At 65.6% G+C, this 18,122-nt stretch carries 18 protein-coding genes; 13 read left to right on the forward strand and 5 right to left on the reverse strand.

Translation table 11 applies throughout. The features are described from left to right. Both aceF and lpdA read left to right on the forward strand, forming a co-directional pair. Nucleotides 1-1,438, forward strand: a 1,438-nt coding sequence (gene aceF, locus BN1263_RS08965; protein WP_058980591.1) for a dihydrolipoyllysine-residue acetyltransferase, incomplete at its 5' end; no start/stop codon positions are given. Nucleotides 1,439-1,545: 107 nt separating this feature from the next. Next, on the forward strand, nucleotides 1,546-3,354 hold the full coding sequence (gene lpdA / locus BN1263_RS08970; protein WP_058980593.1) for a dihydrolipoyl dehydrogenase: 1,809 nt from the start codon (nucleotides 1,546-1,548) through the stop codon (nucleotides 3,352-3,354). Nucleotides 3,355-3,797: 443 nt separating this feature from the next. Here lpdA and BN1263_RS08975 read toward each other — a convergent pair whose 3' ends face one another. Further along, the gene (locus tag BN1263_RS08975) at nucleotides 3,798-4,616 is read right to left on the reverse strand and encodes a hypothetical protein (protein WP_058980595.1); all 819 of its coding nucleotides are present in this window, start codon (nucleotides 4,614-4,616) and stop codon (nucleotides 3,798-3,800) included. A 458-nt stretch (nucleotides 4,617-5,074) separates the two neighbouring features. Between BN1263_RS08975 and BN1263_RS08980 the strand changes: the two genes are divergently transcribed. From BN1263_RS08980 to BN1263_RS09020, 9 genes are all read left to right on the forward strand, one after another. Next, nucleotides 5,075-5,440, forward strand: a complete 366-nt coding sequence (locus BN1263_RS08980; protein ID WP_014648497.1) for a hypothetical protein — start codon at nucleotides 5,075-5,077, stop codon at nucleotides 5,438-5,440. A gap of 31 nt (nucleotides 5,441-5,471) precedes the next feature. Beyond that, nucleotides 5,472-6,272, forward strand: a complete 801-nt coding sequence (gene atpB, locus BN1263_RS08985) for a F0F1 ATP synthase subunit A (RefSeq protein ID WP_005411134.1) — start codon at nucleotides 5,472-5,474, stop codon at nucleotides 6,270-6,272. Between the two features lie 73 nt (nucleotides 6,273-6,345). Further along, nucleotides 6,346-6,651, forward strand: coding sequence for a F0F1 ATP synthase subunit C (atpE, locus tag BN1263_RS08990; RefSeq protein ID WP_058980597.1), 306 nt, complete (start codon nucleotides 6,346-6,348; stop codon nucleotides 6,649-6,651). Nucleotides 6,652-6,757: 106 nt separating this feature from the next. Continuing rightward, a complete protein-coding gene (locus tag BN1263_RS08995; protein WP_005419512.1) occupies nucleotides 6,758-7,228 on the forward strand; it encodes a F0F1 ATP synthase subunit B in 471 nt (156 codons plus the stop codon). A 2-nt stretch (nucleotides 7,229-7,230) separates the two neighbouring features. Further along, on the forward strand, nucleotides 7,231-7,758 hold the full coding sequence (locus BN1263_RS09000; RefSeq protein ID WP_019660730.1) for a F0F1 ATP synthase subunit delta: 528 nt from the start codon (nucleotides 7,231-7,233) through the stop codon (nucleotides 7,756-7,758). A 44-nt stretch (nucleotides 7,759-7,802) separates the two neighbouring features. After that, nucleotides 7,803-9,350, forward strand: a complete 1,548-nt coding sequence (gene atpA, locus BN1263_RS09005; RefSeq protein ID WP_005419511.1) for a F0F1 ATP synthase subunit alpha — start codon at nucleotides 7,803-7,805, stop codon at nucleotides 9,348-9,350. A 97-nt stretch (nucleotides 9,351-9,447) separates the two neighbouring features. Further along, on the forward strand, nucleotides 9,448-10,311 hold the full coding sequence (gene atpG / locus BN1263_RS09010) for a F0F1 ATP synthase subunit gamma (protein WP_005411129.1): 864 nt from the start codon (nucleotides 9,448-9,450) through the stop codon (nucleotides 10,309-10,311). Nucleotides 10,312-10,348: 37 nt separating this feature from the next. Continuing rightward, the gene (gene atpD / locus BN1263_RS09015; protein ID WP_005419510.1) at nucleotides 10,349-11,755 is read left to right on the forward strand and encodes a F0F1 ATP synthase subunit beta; all 1,407 of its coding nucleotides are present in this window, start codon (nucleotides 10,349-10,351) and stop codon (nucleotides 11,753-11,755) included. Nucleotides 11,756-11,868: 113 nt separating this feature from the next. Next, nucleotides 11,869-12,291 carry a F0F1 ATP synthase subunit epsilon gene (locus tag BN1263_RS09020; RefSeq protein ID WP_005419509.1) on the forward strand — a complete coding sequence of 141 codons (423 nt, stop codon included), beginning with the start codon at nucleotides 11,869-11,871 and terminating at the stop codon, nucleotides 12,289-12,291. 227 nt (nucleotides 12,292-12,518) lie between these two features. On the opposite strand, the gene BN1263_RS09025 is transcribed toward BN1263_RS09020, so the two are convergent. Further along, the gene (locus BN1263_RS09025; protein WP_058980599.1) at nucleotides 12,519-12,902 is read right to left on the reverse strand and encodes a GtrA family protein; all 384 of its coding nucleotides are present in this window, start codon (nucleotides 12,900-12,902) and stop codon (nucleotides 12,519-12,521) included. Nucleotides 12,903-12,985: 83 nt separating this feature from the next. Between BN1263_RS09025 and glmU the strand changes: the two genes are divergently transcribed. Continuing rightward, nucleotides 12,986-14,353: a bifunctional UDP-N-acetylglucosamine diphosphorylase/glucosamine-1-phosphate N-acetyltransferase GlmU gene (gene glmU / locus BN1263_RS09030; protein WP_058980601.1), complete on the forward strand. Its 1,368-nt coding sequence runs from the start codon at nucleotides 12,986-12,988 to the stop codon at nucleotides 14,351-14,353. After that, nucleotides 14,322-14,855, forward strand: coding sequence for a GNAT family N-acetyltransferase (locus BN1263_RS09035; protein WP_058980602.1), 534 nt, complete (start codon nucleotides 14,322-14,324; stop codon nucleotides 14,853-14,855). The genes glmU and BN1263_RS09035 overlap by 32 nt, the downstream gene beginning before the upstream one ends. 68 nt (nucleotides 14,856-14,923) lie before the next feature. Here the strand turns inward: BN1263_RS09035 and BN1263_RS09040 are convergent, their stop codons facing one another. The 3 genes from BN1263_RS09040 to BN1263_RS09050 all read right to left on the reverse strand — a co-directional run bounded on the left by BN1263_RS09040 (nucleotide 14,924) and on the right by BN1263_RS09050 (nucleotide 18,114). Further along, complete coding sequence (locus tag BN1263_RS09040; protein ID WP_019660726.1) at nucleotides 14,924-16,276, reverse strand: sensor histidine kinase; 1,353 nt, start codon at nucleotides 16,274-16,276, stop codon at nucleotides 14,924-14,926. Then, nucleotides 16,273-17,619 (reverse strand): sigma-54-dependent transcriptional regulator, encoded by a 1,347-nt coding sequence (locus tag BN1263_RS09045; protein WP_058980604.1) that lies wholly within the window; start codon nucleotides 17,617-17,619, stop codon nucleotides 16,273-16,275. The genes BN1263_RS09040 and BN1263_RS09045 overlap by 4 nt, the downstream gene beginning before the upstream one ends. A gap of 123 nt (nucleotides 17,620-17,742) precedes the next feature. Beyond that, nucleotides 17,743-18,114 carry a PDZ domain-containing protein gene (locus BN1263_RS09050; RefSeq protein ID WP_186008958.1) on the reverse strand — a complete coding sequence of 124 codons (372 nt, stop codon included), beginning with the start codon at nucleotides 18,112-18,114 and terminating at the stop codon, nucleotides 17,743-17,745. Nucleotides 18,115-18,122 lie beyond the last annotated feature (8 nt).

The following is an 18,122-nucleotide window of genomic DNA, read 5'->3' on the forward strand; positions in this document are numbered from 1 at the left end:
AGGCGAAGCGGAAGCCGCCAAGCCGGCGGCTGCCGCTCCGGCGCCGGCCAAGGCCGCTGCCCCGGCCGCAGCTGCCCCGGCTGCCAGCGGTGGTGCCGTTGAAGCGCTGGTGCCGGACATCGGCGACTACGCCGGCATTCCGGTCATCGAAGTCCTGGTCGCCGTTGGCGACACGGTCAAGAAGGACCAGGGCCTGGTCACGCTGGAAAGCGACAAGGCCACCATGGAAGTGCCGTCCTCGGTGGCCGGTGTGGTCAAGGAGATCAAGGTCAAGGTCGGCGACAACCTGTCGCAGGGCGATGTGGTTGCGATCATCGAGGCCGAGGGCGCTGCCGCGCCGGCACCGACCAAGGCCGCCGCTGCCGCCGCGCCTGCAGCCGCTGAGACAGCCACCAAGGTCGAGCCGGTCGCCGTGCCGGCGCAGCCGGACAAGCTTGCGGCCCGCGAGATCGCCTCGGCCGGTACCCCGTCCAGCCCGCCGGTGCAGTTCAACGCTGATGGCGTGCTGCCGGCCAAGGTGCCGTATGCCACCCCGGCGGTGCGTGTGTTCGCCCGCGAACTGGGCGTGGACCTGCTGCAGATCAACGGCACCGAGAAGGGCGGCCGCATCACCAAGGCTGACGTGCAGAAGTTCGTCAAGGCCGCGCTCAGCGGTGGCGTGCCGGCTGCCGGCGGTGCTGCCGTCGCTGCCGGTGGTGGCCTGAACCTGCTGCCGTGGCCGAAGGTCGACTTCAGCAAGTTCGGCGAGACCGAAGTCCAGCCGCTGTCGCGCATCAAGAAGATCTCCGGCGCGAACCTGGCCCGCAACTGGGCGATGATCCCGCACGTCACCCAGTTCGACCAGGCCGACATCACCGACCTGGAAGCGCTGCGCGTGGCGCTGAACAAGGAGAACGAGAAGGCCGGCATCAAGCTGACCATGCTTGCTTTCCTGATCAAGGCCAGCGCCGCGGCGCTGAAGAAGTTCCCGGAATTCAACGCCTCGCTCGATGCCAGCGGCGAAAACCTGACCCTGAAGAAGTACTTCCACATCGGCTTCGCCGCCGACACGCCGAACGGCCTGGTCGTGCCGGTGATCCGCGACGTGGACAAGAAGGGCGTGGTGCAGATCGCGCAGGAAACCGGCGAACTGGCCAAGAAGGCGCGCGACGGCAAGCTCGGCCCGGCCGACATGAGCGGCGGCTGCTTCTCGATCAGCTCGCTGGGCGGCATCGGTGGCACCGCGTTCACCCCGATCGTCAATGCACCGGAAGTGGCCATCCTCGGTGTCTCCAAGTCGTCCATCCAGCCGGTCTGGAACGGCAAGGAATTCGCACCGAAGCTGATGCTGCCGCTGTCGCTGAGCTACGACCACCGCGTCATCGACGGCGCCCTGGCCGCACGCTTCACCACGTACCTGTCCCAGGTACTGGCCGACATGCGCCGCGTGCTGCTGTAAAGCACCGCTTCGCCCCCACCGTGCGGCCGCGGCCCCTGGCGCGGCCGCGTGAACAGATGCAGTGACAGCCCACCGGCCATGCCGGTCGGGCACGAGGAAAACCCACCATGGCCACGATTGAAGTCAAGGTTCCCGACATCGGCGATTACAGCGATGTGCCGGTGATCGAAGTGTTGGTCGCCGTCGGCGACACGGTGAAGAAGGATCAGGGTCTGGTGACCCTGGAATCGGACAAGGCCACCCTGGAAGTGCCGTCCTCGGCTGCCGGCGTGGTCAAGGAAATCAAGGTCAAGCTGGGCGACACCCTGTCCGAAGGCGCCGTGGTCGTGGTGCTGGACGCTGAAGGCGCCGCCGAAGCCCCGGCCAAGGCCGCTGCGCCGACTCCGGCTGCGGCCGCTCCGGCCAGCAAGCCGCCGGTGACCCCATCGCACCGCGCCCCGGCTGAACCGGCTGCGCCGAAGCCGGCGCTGTCCAGCGGCAAGCCGGCCGACATCGAATGCGAAATGGTCGTGCTGGGCTCCGGCCCGGGCGGCTACACCGCCGCCTTCCGCGCCGCCGACGTCGGCCTGGATACGGTGCTGGTCGAGCGCTACGCCAGCCTCGGCGGCGTCTGCCTCAACGTCGGTTGCATTCCGTCCAAGGCGCTGCTGCACGCCGCCGCGGTAATCGACGAAGTGGCCCATGCCGGTGATTTCGGCGTCGAGTTCGGCAAGCCGACCATCACCCTGGACAAGCTGCGCCAGTACAAGGAAAAGGTCGTCAACCAGCTGACCAAGGGCCTGGCCGGCATGGCCAAGCAGCGCAAGGTCCGCAACGTGCAGGGCGTCGGCAGGTTCATCTCGGCCAACGAGATGGAGATCACCGCCGCTGACGGCAGCACCCAGCTGCTGCGCTTCCAGAAGTGCATCATCGCTGCCGGTTCGCAGGCGGTGAAGCTGCCGAACTTCCCGTGGGACGACGCGCGCGTGATGGACTCCACCGATGCGCTGGAGCTGGCCGAAGTGCCGGGCTCGCTGCTGGTCGTCGGCGGCGGCATCATCGGCCTGGAAATGGCCACCGTGTACAGCGCACTGGGCAGCAAGGTCACTGTGGTCGAGTTCATGGACCAGCTGATGCCGGGCGCCGACAAGGACCTGGTCAAGCCGCTGGCCGACCGCCTGAAGAAGCAGGGCATCGAAGTCCACCTGAAGACCAAGGCCTCGGGCGTCACCGCCGATGCCAAGGGCATCACCGTGACCTTTGAAGCTGCCGAGGAAGGCCAGGCGCCTGCGCTGGCGCAGGGCACCTTCGACCGCGTGCTGGTGGCCGTCGGGCGTTCGCCGAACGGCAGGAAGATCGATGCCGAGAAGGCCGGCGTGCAGGTCACCGAGCGTGGCTTCATCCCGGTGGATCGCCAGATGCGCACCAACGTGCCGCACATCTTTGCCATCGGCGACATCGTCGGCAACCCGATGCTGGCGCACAAGGCAACGCACGAAGGCAAGCTGGCTGCTGAAGTGGCTGCTGGCCACAAGAAGGAATGGGTCGCCCGTGTGATTCCGTCGGTGGCCTACACCAACCCGGAAATCGCCTGGGTGGGCGTGACCGAGACCGAAGCCAAGGCCAAGGGCCTGAAGGTCGGCGTGGCCAAGTTCCCGTGGGCCGCCAGCGGCCGCGCGATCGGCATCGGTCGCACCGAGGGCTTCACCAAGCTGATCTTCGATGAGGAGACCCACCGCATCATCGGCGGCGCGATCGTCGGCGTGCATGCCGGTGACCTGCTGGCCGAGATCGGCCTGGCGATCGAGATGGGTGCGGAAGCCGAGGACATCGGCCACACCATCCACGCCCACCCGACGCTGAGCGAGTCGGTGGCGATGGCGTCGGAAATCTACGACGGCACGATCACCGATCTGTACATGCCGAAGAAGAAGTAAGGCGCCCGCGCCGTTCCAAATGAAAAGCCCCGGCGTTTGCCGGGGTTTTTTTGTTGAGCCTCGATCACTCTCATTGCGAGCGTTCGGGCCGCCGCGCGGGTGGCAGGCATTTGGACAAATGTCCCCCGTCACCCGCCTGCGGCGGTCGCCTCCTCCTTTACTTTGTCCAAACGCCTGCCACCCACGCAGCGGCTCGGCTTGCGGATAGTAAGAGCCAGTGCCAAAGCCGCCCGGATGCCTGACACGCGGGGGGAGAGGGGCTTGCGTGCGAAGTAAAGGAGGAGGTGACGGCCGCAGGCCGGCGCCGGGGGACATTCGCACGTAAGCCCCTCTCCCCCCGCGCTCGACCAACCCGCTTCTGCTTGACCGTGCAAACAAAAAAGCGCGGCCCCGATGTTCCGGAGGCCGCGCCAGGAGAGAGAATGCCGTGGAAGGGGCGGGTGTCAGAACACGAAGCTGATACCGGCCACCGGGCCCTTGAATTCCTGCTTCAGGCCGATGGTGCCATCGCTGCCCTTCTTGTCCGCATCAAGCTTGAACCAGTCGTAGCCGGCGAACACGCCGAAGTTCCTGGTGAAGCGGTAGTCGACGATGGCGTTGGCGCGGCTCAGGTCGCCCTTGTAGTCATCGAAGCTGCCCCAGCGCGTGTTGAGGTACTGGCCCTGCAGGGTGATCATCCACTTCTCGGACGGGGTGAAGCTCAAGCGTGCACCGACCACCGGCGCCACGCCGTCGGTCTTCTCGTTGAGGAACTGGCCTTCATAGACAGTGCCCAGATCGGCGTAGGCCTTGGTGCTGACCTTGGCGTACTCGGCACCCAGCTGCAGGCCGAGGTCGAAGGTGTCGGTGTCCACCACCGAGTAGTCATAGACAAGGCTGGCCACCTGGTACTTCAGTTCGCCCTTGACGAAGCTGCCGGACGGCACGCTGACGTCACCGAAGGAGATGTCCTGGCCGAGGGTTTCGCGGCGGTCCTTGTCGTACTTGAAGTAGTTGAACAGCAGGCGCTGGCGGTCGCTGATGCGGAACATGCCGTCAATGCGCGGCTCCCACTCCTTGCCACCCAGCTTGAAGTCCTCGGAGAAGCCGATGTCCTGGCCGGCCACGTTGGTGTTGCCGCGGAGGGTGTTGTCCGAGTCGATGTTCATCGCACCCAGGCGCAGGGCAAAACGGTCGTCGCCTTCGGCGGCGTGGGCGGCATTGGCGAACGAGGCGCCGGCAGCGAGCAGGGAGAGGGCGAGCAGAGTGGGTACGGGGCGCATCGAAGAGTCCTTGCAGTGGTTCATCAGAATGAAGACCACTGTGCGGGACGGGCCCGTCCACCATCCGTGAACGTATGGTCCACGGCGTGTGCACGATTCAGCGCTGTCACGACGATGCAAAGAGATGGCCCCGGAGACGGGCTTCGGGGCCATCGTGGGACCTGCGGGGTGGAGCCGACGAGGATGCTGCAGGCAGGTCGAGTAATCGGACCGGCGCATCCGGTGAAAGTTCCGTCGACTGCGACCAAAGTTCAATACTGCGGTGCAACATCGTGCGGACGTCATTGTCCCCCCGGTGGTACGCAAAAATGTAACCGTTACCGCAACTTGCGCCTTCCCGGGATGAACAGGCAGCGGTTGTCTCGCAAATTGTCCCATTGCTATAATTTGGCGGCTCGATGAGGCCCCCCCTGCTGTAGCCGCCTCAACCCTCCACATGCAACCACGCGGGACGTCCTGTGCTGAACTCCGTTGACGCGGGTCGGCGACTGATGCTGCGCGCCGCGGTCTACCCGCTGGCCGCGGTCGCTGTCCTGGCCCTGGCCTTCCTGCTGGTGGGTCCGAAATATGCCCTCGGCGCGCTGGCGTCCGGTGTGGCCATTTCGGCCGGTGGCTGGGTGGCGGCAAGGATGGCGCTGGGGGGCGGTGCGGTGGCCGCAGGATCGGCGATGGCTCGCCTGATCATTGCGATCGTGGCCAAGTGGGTCGTGGTTTTCGGCGTCCTGCTGGTGGGGTTCCTGGTCTTCAAGCTGCCTGCATTGGCGCTGTTGGCCGGTATCGCCGTCGGCTTGATGTTCCAGGTCCTGGCGATGGCCAGGCGTTGACAGAATTCAATTAACTGAAGGTTCCGGACACATGGCGGGCGAGGCTCTAACCCCTACCAGCTACATCCAGCATCACCTGCACAACCTGACCGCGCCGGTCGGCAAGGGTGAGGGTATGTTCTGGCATATCCACGTCGATACCTTCCTCACCGCCGTCCTGATGGGCCTGGTGATCGTGGTCGCGTTCTGGCTGGGGACCCGCAAGGCCACCGCCGGCGTGCCGGGCAAGTGGCAGGCCTTCGTCGAGATCTGCCTGGAGTTCGTCGACCGCCAGGCCAAGGACACCTACCACGGCAAGAGCAAGCTGGTCACGCCGATCGCCATCACGATCTTCTTCTGGATTCTGCTGATGAATCTGCTGAAGATGATCCCGGCCGATTTCATCGCCAAGCCGCTGGAATGGGCGGGCGTGCACTACTGGAAGCCGGTCCCGACCGCTGACGTCAACGCCACCCTGGGCATGGCCATCAGCGTGTTCTTCCTGATGCTGTTCTTCGCGCTCAAGTCCAAGGGCCTGGGCGGCTTCATCAAGGAATTCCTGACGGCGCCGTTCGGCAAGTGGATGATGCCGTTCAACCTGATCCTCAACATCGTCGAGTGGCTGAGCAAGCCGATCTCGCTGGCGATGCGACTGTTCGGCAACATGTTCGGCGGCGAAATCGTGTTCCTGCTGATCTGGGTGCTGGGTGGTGCCGGATTCTTCGGTGCCATTGCCGGTGGTGTGTTCGGCCTCGGCTGGATGCTGTTCCACCTGCTGGTGATCCCGCTGCAGGCCTTCATCTTCATGATGCTGTCGATCGTGTACCTGAGCCTGTCGGAAGACGCTCACTGAGTTTCAAGCTTCAACGCGTTTCAACCTTCATCCGTTTCATCACCCTTAGCAACTTAAGTTCCTGGAGATAACCATGTACTTCGCCGTCCTGACCAACTTCGCGCAGATTCAGAGCTCCACCGCCCTTGCCGTCGGCATCATGATCGGCCTGGCCGCGCTGGGCGCCGGTCTGGGTCTGGCCATCATGGCTGGTAAGTTCCTGGAGTCGGCCCCCCGCCAGCCGGAACTGATCCCGGTCCTGCAGGTCCGCATGTTCATCACCGCCGGCCTGATCGACGCCGCGTTCATCATCTCGGTCGCCGTTGGCCTGCTGCTGGCCTTCGCCAACCCGCTGTCGGCTGCCTTCGCTGGCGCCGTCACCAAGGCTCTGGCCGGCTGATACAGCGGTTTGAGACGACCGGGTGCTGATGCACCCGGTTTCGGATGAAGGCCGGATGTGCCGCTACGGCGGCGCGTCCACCCCGAAACCAGCGATCGAGCTAACCATGAATATCAATTTCACCCTTCTTGCGCAGGCGCTGGCCTTCGCTGGTCTGATCTGGATCATCGCGACCAAGATCTGGCCGCCGCTGATGAACGCGATCGAGGAGCGCCAGCAGAAGATTGCTGAGGGCCTCGCTGCTGCCGACCGCAGCCAGAAAGATCTGGCCCAGGCGCAGGAGAAGGTCAACGAAGCGCTGAAGGAAGCCCGCACCAAGGCCAACGAGATCATCGATCAGGCCCACGCGCGTGCCAACCAGATCGTTGATGCTGCCCGTAACGAAGCGATCACCGAAGCCACCCGTCAGAAGGAACTGGCCCAGGCTGAAATCGACGCCGCCGCCAACCGTGCCCGTGAAGATCTGCGCAAGCAGGTGTCCGCGCTGGCCGTGACCGGTGCCGAAAAGCTGCTCAAGCGCGAAATCGATGCCAACGCCCACAAGGCGCTGCTCGACGAGCTGGCCTCGGAGATCTAAGGATGAGCCAGGCCCTCACGCTTGCCCGCCCGTACGCCCGCGCCGCGTTCGCGACCGCGCGCGACGAAGGCGCGTTCGCGCCGTGGTCGGACGCCCTGGCGTTCTCCGCCCACGTCGCCGCCGACCCGCGCGTGGCGGCCCTGCTCGCCAACCCGGAGCTGGGTCGTGACGACGCCGTCGCCCTGCTGGCGCCGGTGTCGCACGGCGAGACCTACTCGCGCTTCCTGGCCGTCCTGGCCGAGTCGCACCGTCTGCCGCTGCTGCCGGAAATCGCCGGCATGTTCGACGCCCTGCGCGCCGAAGCCGAGCACGTGGTCAAGGCCACCGTCACCTCGGCCGCCGAACTGTCGGCCGCTGAGCTGGATGCGATCAAGGTCGCGCTGCGCAAGCGCTTCAACCGCGAGGTCGACGTGACCACCGCGGTCGATGCCTCGCTGATCGGCGGCGCCGTGATCGACGCCGGCGACGTGGTCATCGATGGTTCGCTGAAGGGCAAGCTGGCCCGTCTGCAGACCGCGCTCGCTAACTGAATTCATTTAACGTCCGGCCCCGCTGCCGGCACTAGGACTTGACGATGGCAACCACGCTCAACCCCTCCGAAATCAGCGAACTGATCAAGAACCGCATCGAGAAGGTCAAGCTGGCCGCGGAATCGCGCAACGAAGGCACCGTGACCAGCGTGTCCGACGGCATCGTGCGCATCTTCGGTCTGGCCGACGTGATGCAGGGCGAAATGATCGAACTGCCGAACAACACCTTCGCACTGGCCCTGAACCTGGAGCGCGACTCGGTCGGCGCCGTGGTCCTGGGTGACTACGAGCACCTGCGCGAAGGCGACGTCGCCAAGACTACCGGTCGCATCCTGGAAGTGCCGGTCGGTCCGGAACTGCTGGGCCGCGTCGTGAACGCGCTGGGCGAGCCGATCGACGGCAAGGGCCCGCTGGGCACCGACCTGACCGCTCCGGTGGAGCGCGTTGCTCCGGGCGTGATCTGGCGCAAGTCGGTCGACCAGCCGGTGCAGACCGGTTACAAGTCGGTCGACTCGATGATCCCGATCGGCCGTGGCCAGCGCGAGCTGATCATCGGTGACCGCCAGACCGGCAAGACCGCCATGGCGATCGATGCGGTGATCAACCAGAAGGGCACCGGCATCAAGTGCGTGTACGTTGCGATCGGCCAAAAGGCGTCGACCATCGCCAACATCGTGCGCAAGCTGGAAGAGAACGGCGCGCTGGCCCACACCATCGTGGTGGCCGCGACCGCTTCCGAATCGGCTGCCATGCAGTACATCAGCGCCTACTCGGGCTGCACCATGGGTGAGTACTTCATGGACCGCGGCGAAGACGCGCTGATCGTGTACGACGATCTGTCCAAGCAGGCCGTCGCCTACCGCCAGATCTCGCTGCTGCTGAAGCGCCCGCCGGGCCGCGAAGCCTACCCGGGTGACGTGTTCTACCTGCACTCCCGTCTGCTCGAGCGCGCTGCCCGCGTGTCCGAGGAGTACGTCGAGAAGTTCACCGAAGGTAAGGTCACCGGCAAGACCGGTTCGCTGACCGCGCTGCCGATCATCGAAACCCAGGCCGGCGACGTGTCCGCGTTCGTTCCGACCAACGTGATCTCGATCACCGACGGCCAGATCTTCCTGGAAACCGACCTGTTCAACGCCGGCATCCGCCCGGCCGTGAACGCCGGTATCTCGGTGTCGCGCGTCGGTGGCTCGGCCCAGACCAAGATCATCAAGAAGCTGTCGGGCGGTATCCGTATCTCGCTGGCCCAGTACCGTGAGCTGGCTGCCTTCGCGCAGTTCGCCTCGGACCTGGACGAAGCGACCCGCAAGCAGCTGGAGCGTGGCCAGCGCGTCACCGAGCTGATGAAGCAGAAGCAGTACGCGCCGATGTCGATCGCCAACCAGGCGCTGTCGATCTACGCCGTCAACGAGGGTTACCTGGACGACGTGCCGGTCAACAAGCTGCTGGCGTTCGAAGAAGGCCTGCACGCCCACTTCGCCAACACCCAGGGCGAGCTGATCAGCAAGGTCAACGCCACCGGCGGTTGGGACAACGACATCGAAGGTGCCTTCAAGAAGGGCATCGCCGAGTTCAAGACCACCGGCAGCTGGTAATCGCGGTCCTGTAGAGCGGAGCCTCCGGCTCCGCTGGACCAGATGACAAACGGTTGAACAACGCGGGGCATCAGCCCCGCGCCACGGGAAACAAGAGATGGCAAGCGGACGCGAAATCAAAACCAAGATCAAGAGCGTGCAGAACACCCGCAAGGTGACGCGCGCCCTGGAAATGGTCTCGGCCTCCAAGATCCGCAAGGCGCAGGATCGGATGAAGACCTCGCGTCCGTACGCGCAGGCGATGAAGCAGGTGATCGGTCATCTGGCCCAGGCCAGCACCGACTACCAGCATCCGTTCCTGGTCGAGCGCGAGCAGGTCAAGCGGGTCGGTTTCATCGTGATCTCCTCCGATCGCGGCCTGGCCGGCGGCCTGAACAACAACCTGTTCCGCAAGATGCTGGGCGAAGCCAAAGCATGGCAGGACAAGGGTGCCGAAGTGGACCTGGTGACCATCGGCCAGAAGGCTTCGACCTTCTTCCGCCGCGTGAAGGTCAACATGGTCGGCAGCGTGACCCACATCGGCGACGTGCCGAAGCTGGAATCGCTGATCGGTGTGATCAAGGTCATGCTCGACGCCTTCACCGAAGGCAAGATCGACCGCGTGTACCTGGTGTACAACCGCTTCGTGAACACCATGGTGCAGAAGGCCAGCTTCGATCAGCTGCTGCCGCTGCCGCCGGCTGAGAAGCAGGTCGCTCACCACGACTGGGATTACCTGTACGAACCCGATGCCGCGACCGTGCTGGAGCACGTGATGACGCGTTACATCGAGTCGCTGGTGTACCAGGCACTGCTGGAAAACGTCGCCTCCGAGCATGCCGCACGCATGGTTGCGATGAAGGCGGCGAGCGACAACGCCAACAAGCTGATCGGCACCCTGCAGCTCGTCTACAACAAGGCGCGCCAGGCAGCGATCACCCAGGAAATCTCCGAAATCGTCGGCGGCGCGGCAGCAGTCTGACCGCGTTCGTTCAAAGCACACATTAGAGGATGCAGCAATGAGTCAGGGCAAGATCGTTCAGATCATCGGCGCGGTCGTCGACGTCGAATTCCCGCGTGAATCGGTGCCGAAGGTGTACGACGCACTGAAGGTGGAAAACACCGAGATCACCCTCGAAGTCCAGCAGCAGCTGGGTGACGGCGTGGTGCGTACCATCGCCCTCGGTTCCACCGACGGCCTGAAGCGCAACCTGGTTGCCGTCAACACCGGCCGTGGCATCTCGGTGCCGGTCGGCGCCGGCACCCTGGGCCGCATCATGGACGTGCTGGGCCGTCCGATCGACGAAGCCGGCCCGGTCGCTGCCAGCGATAACTGGGAAATCCACCGCGCTGCGCCGTCGTATGAAGACCAGTCCCCGGCCACCGAGCTGCTGGAAACCGGCATCAAGGTCATCGACCTGATGTGCCCGTTCGCCAAGGGCGGCAAGGTCGGCCTGTTCGGCGGCGCCGGCGTCGGCAAGACCGTCAACATGATGGAGCTGATCAACAACATCGCCAAGGCGCACAGCGGCCTGTCCGTGTTCGCCGGCGTGGGTGAGCGTACCCGTGAGGGCAACGACTTCTACCACGAAATGAAGGACTCCAACGTCCTGGACAAGGTGGCGATGGTGTACGGCCAGATGAACGAGCCGCCGGGCAACCGTCTGCGCGTCGCGCTGACCGGCCTGACCATGGCCGAGTACTTCCGCGACGAGAAGGACGAAAACGGCAAGGGCAAGGACGTCCTGCTGTTCGTCGACAACATCTACCGTTACACCCTGGCCGGTACCGAAGTGTCGGCACTGCTGGGCCGTATGCCGTCCGCGGTGGGTTACCAGCCGACCCTGGCCGAGGAAATGGGCGTCCTTCAGGAGCGCATCACCTCGACCAAGAACGGTTCGATCACCTCGATCCAGGCCGTCTACGTTCCCGCGGACGACCTGACCGACCCGTCGCCGGCGACCACCTTCGCCCACCTGGACTCGACCGTCACCCTGTCGCGTTCGATCGCCTCGCTGGGTATCTACCCGGCCGTCGATCCGCTGGACTCCACCAGCCGCCAGATGGATCCGCTGGTCATCGGCCACGAGCACTACGACACCGCCCAGCGCGTCCAGCAGACCCTGCAGAAGTACAAGGAACTGAAGGACATCATCGCGATCCTGGGCATGGACGAACTGTCCGAAGAGGACAAGCAGGCCGTGTCGCGCGCCCGTAAGATCGAGCGCTTCTTCAGCCAGCCGTTCCACGTGGCCGAAGTGTTCACCGGTTCGCCGGGCAAGTACGTGCCGCTGAAGGACACCATCCGTGGCTTCAAGGCCATCGTCGATGGCGAGTACGACCACCTGCCGGAGCAGGCGTTCTACATGGTCGGCGGCATCGAAGAAGCGGTCGAGAAGGCCAAGAAGATGGCCGAGAAGGCCTGATCCGGGACGGGCGGGAGCGATCCTGCCCGACCTGACGCCGGCGCCGGGCAACCGCCCGCGCCGGTGGACCCCCACGGTGGCATTGCGCCGCCGCGAACAGCGAAGAGATTTGCATGAGCACGATCCGTTGCGACATCGTCAGCGCCGAGCAGGAAATCTTCCGTGGCGAAGCGACCCTGGTCGTGGCCACCGGTGAGCTGGGCGAACTGGGCATCGCGCCCAAGCACGCGCCGCTGATCACCCGCCTGAAGCCGGGCAAGGTGGTGGTGACCACGCCGAACGGCGAGCAGCTGGATTTCGCCATTTCCGGCGGTATCCTGGAAGTGCAGCCGCAGGTGGTGACCGTGCTGGCCGACACCGCGATCCGCGCGCAGGACATCGACGAAGCCTCGGTCCGCAAGGCCAAGGAAGAAGCCGAACGCATCCTGGCCAACCGCGGCGAAGCGATGGAAGTGGCTGAAGCCCAGCAGAAGCTGGCCGAAGCCGTCGTCCAGCTGCAGGCGCTGGAGCGCCTGCGCAAGAATCTCAAGCACTGAGATTCGCGCTGCACCCACGAGAACGCCGGCCCCGTGCCGGCGTTCTTGTTTGTGCTGGCGGGGCAGCGCCGACTGGGTAGAGTCGACTGTTAGTCGACTACCGCGCGCAGCGCGGGATTTCGCGGCCTGATGGAAGCGCAGTCGACTGACAGTCGACTCTACCGATGCCGATGCCGATGCCGATGCCGATCCCGATCCCGATCCGGCATCCCGGATCCCGCCCCGTCTCAGCGATACACCACGTAGCGCATCAACAGGAACGACACGCAGGCCAGCCCGCCTTCCACCAGCGGCTTGGCCAGCCACGTGTACTGCAGGCCCAACGCCTGGTCGACCAGGCTGACCAGCAGCGTGCTCGCTGCCGTCAGCAGCAGCCACAGCCCGAAGAAGCGTGCAAAGCGCTTCCATCCCAGCTTGCGGGTGCCGGCCTCGGCAAAGGTGTAGCGGCCGTTGAGCCAGAAGCCCAGCAGCATGCCGGCGAAGCGGCCGGTGATATTGGCCGGCGCGACCGGCATGCCCAGCGCGCTGGCGGCCACGAACACCAGCCAATCGACCAGCAGCTGCACGAGCCCGATGACGAGATAGGTGCTTCCCTGGCGGACGAGGCCCATCAGCGTGGTGAAGGAGGCGGGATGCCCATGTTAACGGCCCACGCTCTAGAATCATCTGCAACGAACCACGGACCGCCTTTTCCATGACCCAACCCCTGCACGTCATCATCCTCGCCGCTGGCGCGGGCAAGCGCATGAAGTCGGTGCTGCCGAAAGTGCTGCAGCCGATCGCCGGCCAGCCGATGCTGGCGCATGTGATCGATGTGGCCCGCGAGTTGCAGCCTACGGCGATCCACGTGGTCCATGGCCATGGTGGCGAGGCGGTGCGGCAGTATTTCGCCGACCAGCCCGACCTGCAGTGGGCCGAACAGGTGCAGCAGCTGGGCACCGGCCATGCGGTGGCGCAGGCGATGCCGGAAGTGCCAGATGCGGCGCAGGTGCTGGTGTTGTACGGCGACGTGCCGCTGATCCGTGCGGACACGTTGCGCCACCTGCTGGCCCAGCCAGGCCGCTTGTCCGTGCTGGTGGCCGAGCTCGATGACCCGACCGGTTACGGCCGCGTGCTGCGCGATGCGGAGGGCAAGGTCGGCTCCATCGTCGAGCAGAAGGACGCCACTGACGACCAGCTGCGCGTGCGCATGATCAATACCGGCATCATCGCCGCCGAGTCGACCGCGCTGCGCCGCTGGCTGTCGCAGCTGTCCAACAGCAACGCCCAGGGCGAGTATTACCTCACTGACGTGTTCGCGTTCGCCGCGAACGAGTACACCCCGGCCGAGATGGCGCTGGTCGCCGATGCGCAGGAGGCCGAGGGGGCAAATGATCCCTGGCAGCTGTCGCAGCTGGAGCGCGCCTGGCAGCGCCGTGCGGTGCGTGCACTGTGCGCACAGGGCGCGCGCGTGCGCGACCCGGCACGCCTGGATATCCGTGGCACCGTCACCGTGGGCAGCGATGTGCTGATCGATGTCGACGTTGTCCTTGAAGGCAACATCGTGCTCGGTGACGGCGTCACCGTAGGCCCGTTCAACAGGCTGAAGGACGTCAACCTGGGGCCAGGCACCGAAGTGCGTGCGCACTGTGATCTGGACGGCGTGGTCACCGAAGGCGCTGCGCAGATTGGCCCGTTCGCACGGCTGCGCCCGGGCACCGTGCTGGCCGATGGCGTGCACGTCGGCAACTTCGTCGAGACCAAGAAGGTCACCCTCGGTGTGGGCAGCAAGGCCAACCACCTCACCTATCTGGGCGACGCGGTGATCGGCAGCAAGGTCAACATCGGTGCAGGAACCATCACCTGCAACTATGACGGCGTAAACAAGTCGACCACCACCATCGGCGACAACGCATTCATTGGCTCCAACAGTTCGCTGGTCGCGCCGGTACTGATCGGCGAAGGCGCGACCATCGCCGCCGGCTCGGTCATTACCCGCAACGCGCCTGATGGCAAGTTGACACTGGCACGTGCACGGCAGGAAACCATCGATGGCTGGAAGCGCCCGCTCAAGAAGGCCTGAGGCACGCATTCCGCACGCCGACGAGCTCGGCCTGCTGCCGGGCATTGAACAGCGGGCTGGCGAACTGCTCAGGGACCACGAAGCCTATCGGGTGTTCGCCGGCCACGGCCTGGACCTGGCGACACTGCAGTACGGCCTTGAGCGCGGGCAGCTGTGGGTGGTGGATGCGGCCGGCGGTGGCATTGCCGGCTACGTGCTGGCGGGAGAATTGGCAGGTGAGTTCCATGTGCTGCAGATGGATGTGGATCCTGCACACGGGCGGCAAGGCCATGGCCGCGCGTTGTTGCGCCATGCGTTGGCACAGGCCAGGGCCGACGGCTACGCGTCAGCGGTGCTGACAACGTTGATCGACGTACCGTGGAATGCGCCTTTCTATGCCAGCGAAGGATTCGTTGAAGTGCCGGAGGCGGAGTGGGGTGCCGGGCTGCAGTCGGTGATGGCCGAAGAGGCTGCGCTCGGGTTTCCGATGCACCTGCGGGTGGCGATGCGGCGGGTCTGGTAGGTGCCGACCCTGGTCGGCACATCCACGCATGGCGTGGATCTACTGGCAGACCGAGCCAAGTCGGCAACTCACCCCACCGGCAGCAGGATCGAGACGCACAACCCGCCATCGCCACGATTCTGCAGTGACACACGCCCGCCGTGCGCCTCCACGATCTCGCGGGTCAACGCCAGCCCCAGCCCGGTGCCGTTGCGCTTGGTGGAATAGAACGGCATCAGCGCGTTCTGCAGCACCTGCTCGTTCATGCCCTTGCCACGGTCCAGCACATCCAGGCGCAGCCATTGCGGCAACCGCGTCAGCTGCACCTGCACGTCATCATTGGGCGGATCGGCTTCGGCGCCGGCCTCATGCGCGTTCTTCAACAGGTTCAACAACGCCTGCCCAAACTGCGCGATGTCGATGCGGCTGCTCAGTTCCTCGTCCGGCTCGCGCTCCATGGTGAACGGAATCTGCTGGCGCAGGCTGGACAGGAAGGGGGCCCAGTGCACGGTCTGCAACTGCGGCTGCGGCAGCTTGGCAAAACGCGCATAGCCGCGAATGAAACCTTCCAGATGGCGCGCCCGGTCTTCGATGGTGGTGAAGATCTCCGGTAGCCGATCGAAGCGCTCGCGCTGCACCAGCACGCCGCCGGAATGGGCCAGCGAGGCGATTGGTGCCAGCGAGTTGTTGAGCTCGTGGCTGATCACCCGGATCACCTTCTTCCACGTCTGCACTTCCTGGCGGCGCAGCTCGGCGGTGAGCAGGCGTACCAGCAACAGGTCGTGCGGACGGCCATTGAGGTGGAAAGAACGACGTGAGAGGTGATAGACCTGTTCGTCATCCTCGTCGCTGTCTTCGCCTTCCGCATGCACCGCGAACAGGCTGTCGCCGCCGCGGGCGATGGCATCGCGCAGTTCCACCGGCACCTGTTCCAGCACGTCCTCCAGGCGCTGTCCTTCCAGCTTCCAGCCGCCATGCAGCAACTTGCGCGCGGCCAAGTTGGAGAACACCACGCGGGCGATGCCATCGCCGCCGGAGGCGATCAGCAGCATGGCCACCGGCGTGTTCTGCACCATTGTGTCCAGCAGCAGTTCGCGTTGCACCAGGCCCTGCCGCTGTGCACGCAGTACATCACCCAGTTCGCGGTGTGCCTGCACCAGGTCGCCGAGCTCGTCATTGCCGGGCCAGTGCACGCCGAAGTTGTATTCGCCGTCGCGATAGCTGCTGGTGGTGCCCGCCAGGGCCCGCATCAGTGACCGCACGGGGGCGGTGGCACGGCGCAGCGTCCACCACATCAGCGACAGCAGGATCAGTGCCGACACGGTGGTCACAACCCAGCCATGGTCCATCCAGTACGCCAGCAGCCACGGCAACGCGGCGGCCAGCGCCAGCACCGGCAGCAGGCGCAGGAACAGGCGGAAGGTGAACGAACGCCGCTTCATTCGCGTGGGATGCCGTGCCGGTCCATGCGCCGGTACAGCGCCTGGCGGCTCAGGCCGAGTTCGGCGGCGGCCTGGGCGATGACGCCGTGGTTGCGCGCCAGCACATCCTCGATGCGCGCACGGTCAGGATCATTGCCGGCACCGGGTGCCGGTCGCGAAGCTGGTGCGGCACGCGGCAGGTTCAGGTCGGCCACTTCGATGCGGTTGCCGGTCGCCAGCAGCTCGGCGCGCTGGATCACGTTGCGCAGTTCGCGCACGTTGCCGGGCCAGGGATGCCGTTGCAGGGCCGCGGTGGCGGCGCTGGACAGCGGCTTGCCGGCGGTCAGGAAGCGCTCGGCCAGCGGCACGATGTCGCCCGGGCGTTCGGCCAATGGTGGCAGTACCAGTTCCACCGTATTGAGGCGGTAGTACAGGTCTTCGCGGAAGGTGCCGTCGCGGATCATCGCCGGCAGGTCGGCATTGGTCGCACTGACCACGCGGACTTTGACCTGGCGCTCGCGATTGGAGCCAAGACGCTCGAAGCGGCCGGTTTCCAGCACACGCAGCAGCTTCATCTGCCCGCCCAGCGACAGGTTGCCGATCTCATCCAGGAACAGGGTGCCACCATCGGCGGCCTCGAACTTGCCTTCGCGTGCCTTGTTGGCGCCGGTGTACGCACCGGCCTCGGCGCCGAACAGTTCGGCCTCGATCAGTTCCGACGGCAATGCGCCGCAGTTGACCGTGATGAACGGGCCCTTGGCCACCAGCGAGTTGGCCTGGATGATCTGCGCGATCTTTTCCTTGCCGGCGCCGTTGGGGCCGGTGATCAGCACGGGCAGCTCCGAGCGCGCGACCTGGCAGGCGAGCGCGATGACGCGCTCGCTGGCCGGATCTGCAAAGACCGCGCCACAGAGCTTGTACTTCTCTTCCAGCGCGTTGCGCTGCCGCAGCTCACGCGCGCGCCGCCGGTCCAGCTCGCGCCGCGCCTCGGACAGCTCGAGCAGGTTGTTGACCGTGGTCAGCAGCTTGCGGTCGTCCCACGGCTTGGCCAGGTAGTCGGCGGCACCGGCCTTGACCAGGTCCACCGCGCTGCTCAGGTGGGTCCAGGCGGTGAGCAGGATCACCGGCAGGTCCGGGTGGCGCGCGCGGATCTGTGCGAACAGCGCTTCGCCCTCCTCGCCGGAGGTGGTGTCCTCGCTGAAATTCATGTCCTGGATCACCAGATCGACCGGCTGCGACTCGAGCAGGGCCAGCCCTTCGGCCGGGCTCTGCGCCTGCAGGGTGCCGATGTCATGCAGGGAGAACAGCACGTCCAGCGCGGTGCCCACGCTGGCGTTGTCGTCGATGATCAGGATCGAAGGCATCAAGCAGTTCTGCAGAAAGGGATGGGCGGCGCCGATGGAGCCGTGTTCGTATCCATACGCCGGGAGAGCCCGGCGCCACCCATCAAGCATAGCCAAAGCCGTGGCGACGAGGGCAGGCTGGTTTCAGTGCCGCGCTGGTGGAGGCGGTGGTGCCGGCGGTGGCGGAGTGGCCAGCGCCAGCCGCCACGAGGTGGCGTCCACCGGGACGGTGAGCTCGCGTTTGTCGCGGCGCAGCAACAGGTACGCAGTCGGGGCACTGGAATGCCGCAGCGCATCGGCAAGATGCTCGATCCGCCGCACAGCCGTATCGTCCAGGCGCAGGATGCGGTCGCCGCTGCGCACGCCGAAGCGGGCTTCCGGACGCGCGGCTTCCACCCGTACCTGGCCCTCGGTCGAGCGCAGCGCCAGGCGGGCATCATCCTGGCGCCATTCCAGCGTCTGCGAGCTGCCACCGCCGGCCAGCGCCGGCAGTGGCAGCAGTGCCATCAACAGCATCCGGCAGG

It is taken from the genome of Stenotrophomonas thermophila, assembly GCF_001499715.1.
Lineage (GTDB): Bacteria > Pseudomonadota > Gammaproteobacteria > Xanthomonadales > Xanthomonadaceae > Stenotrophomonas > Stenotrophomonas hibiscicola.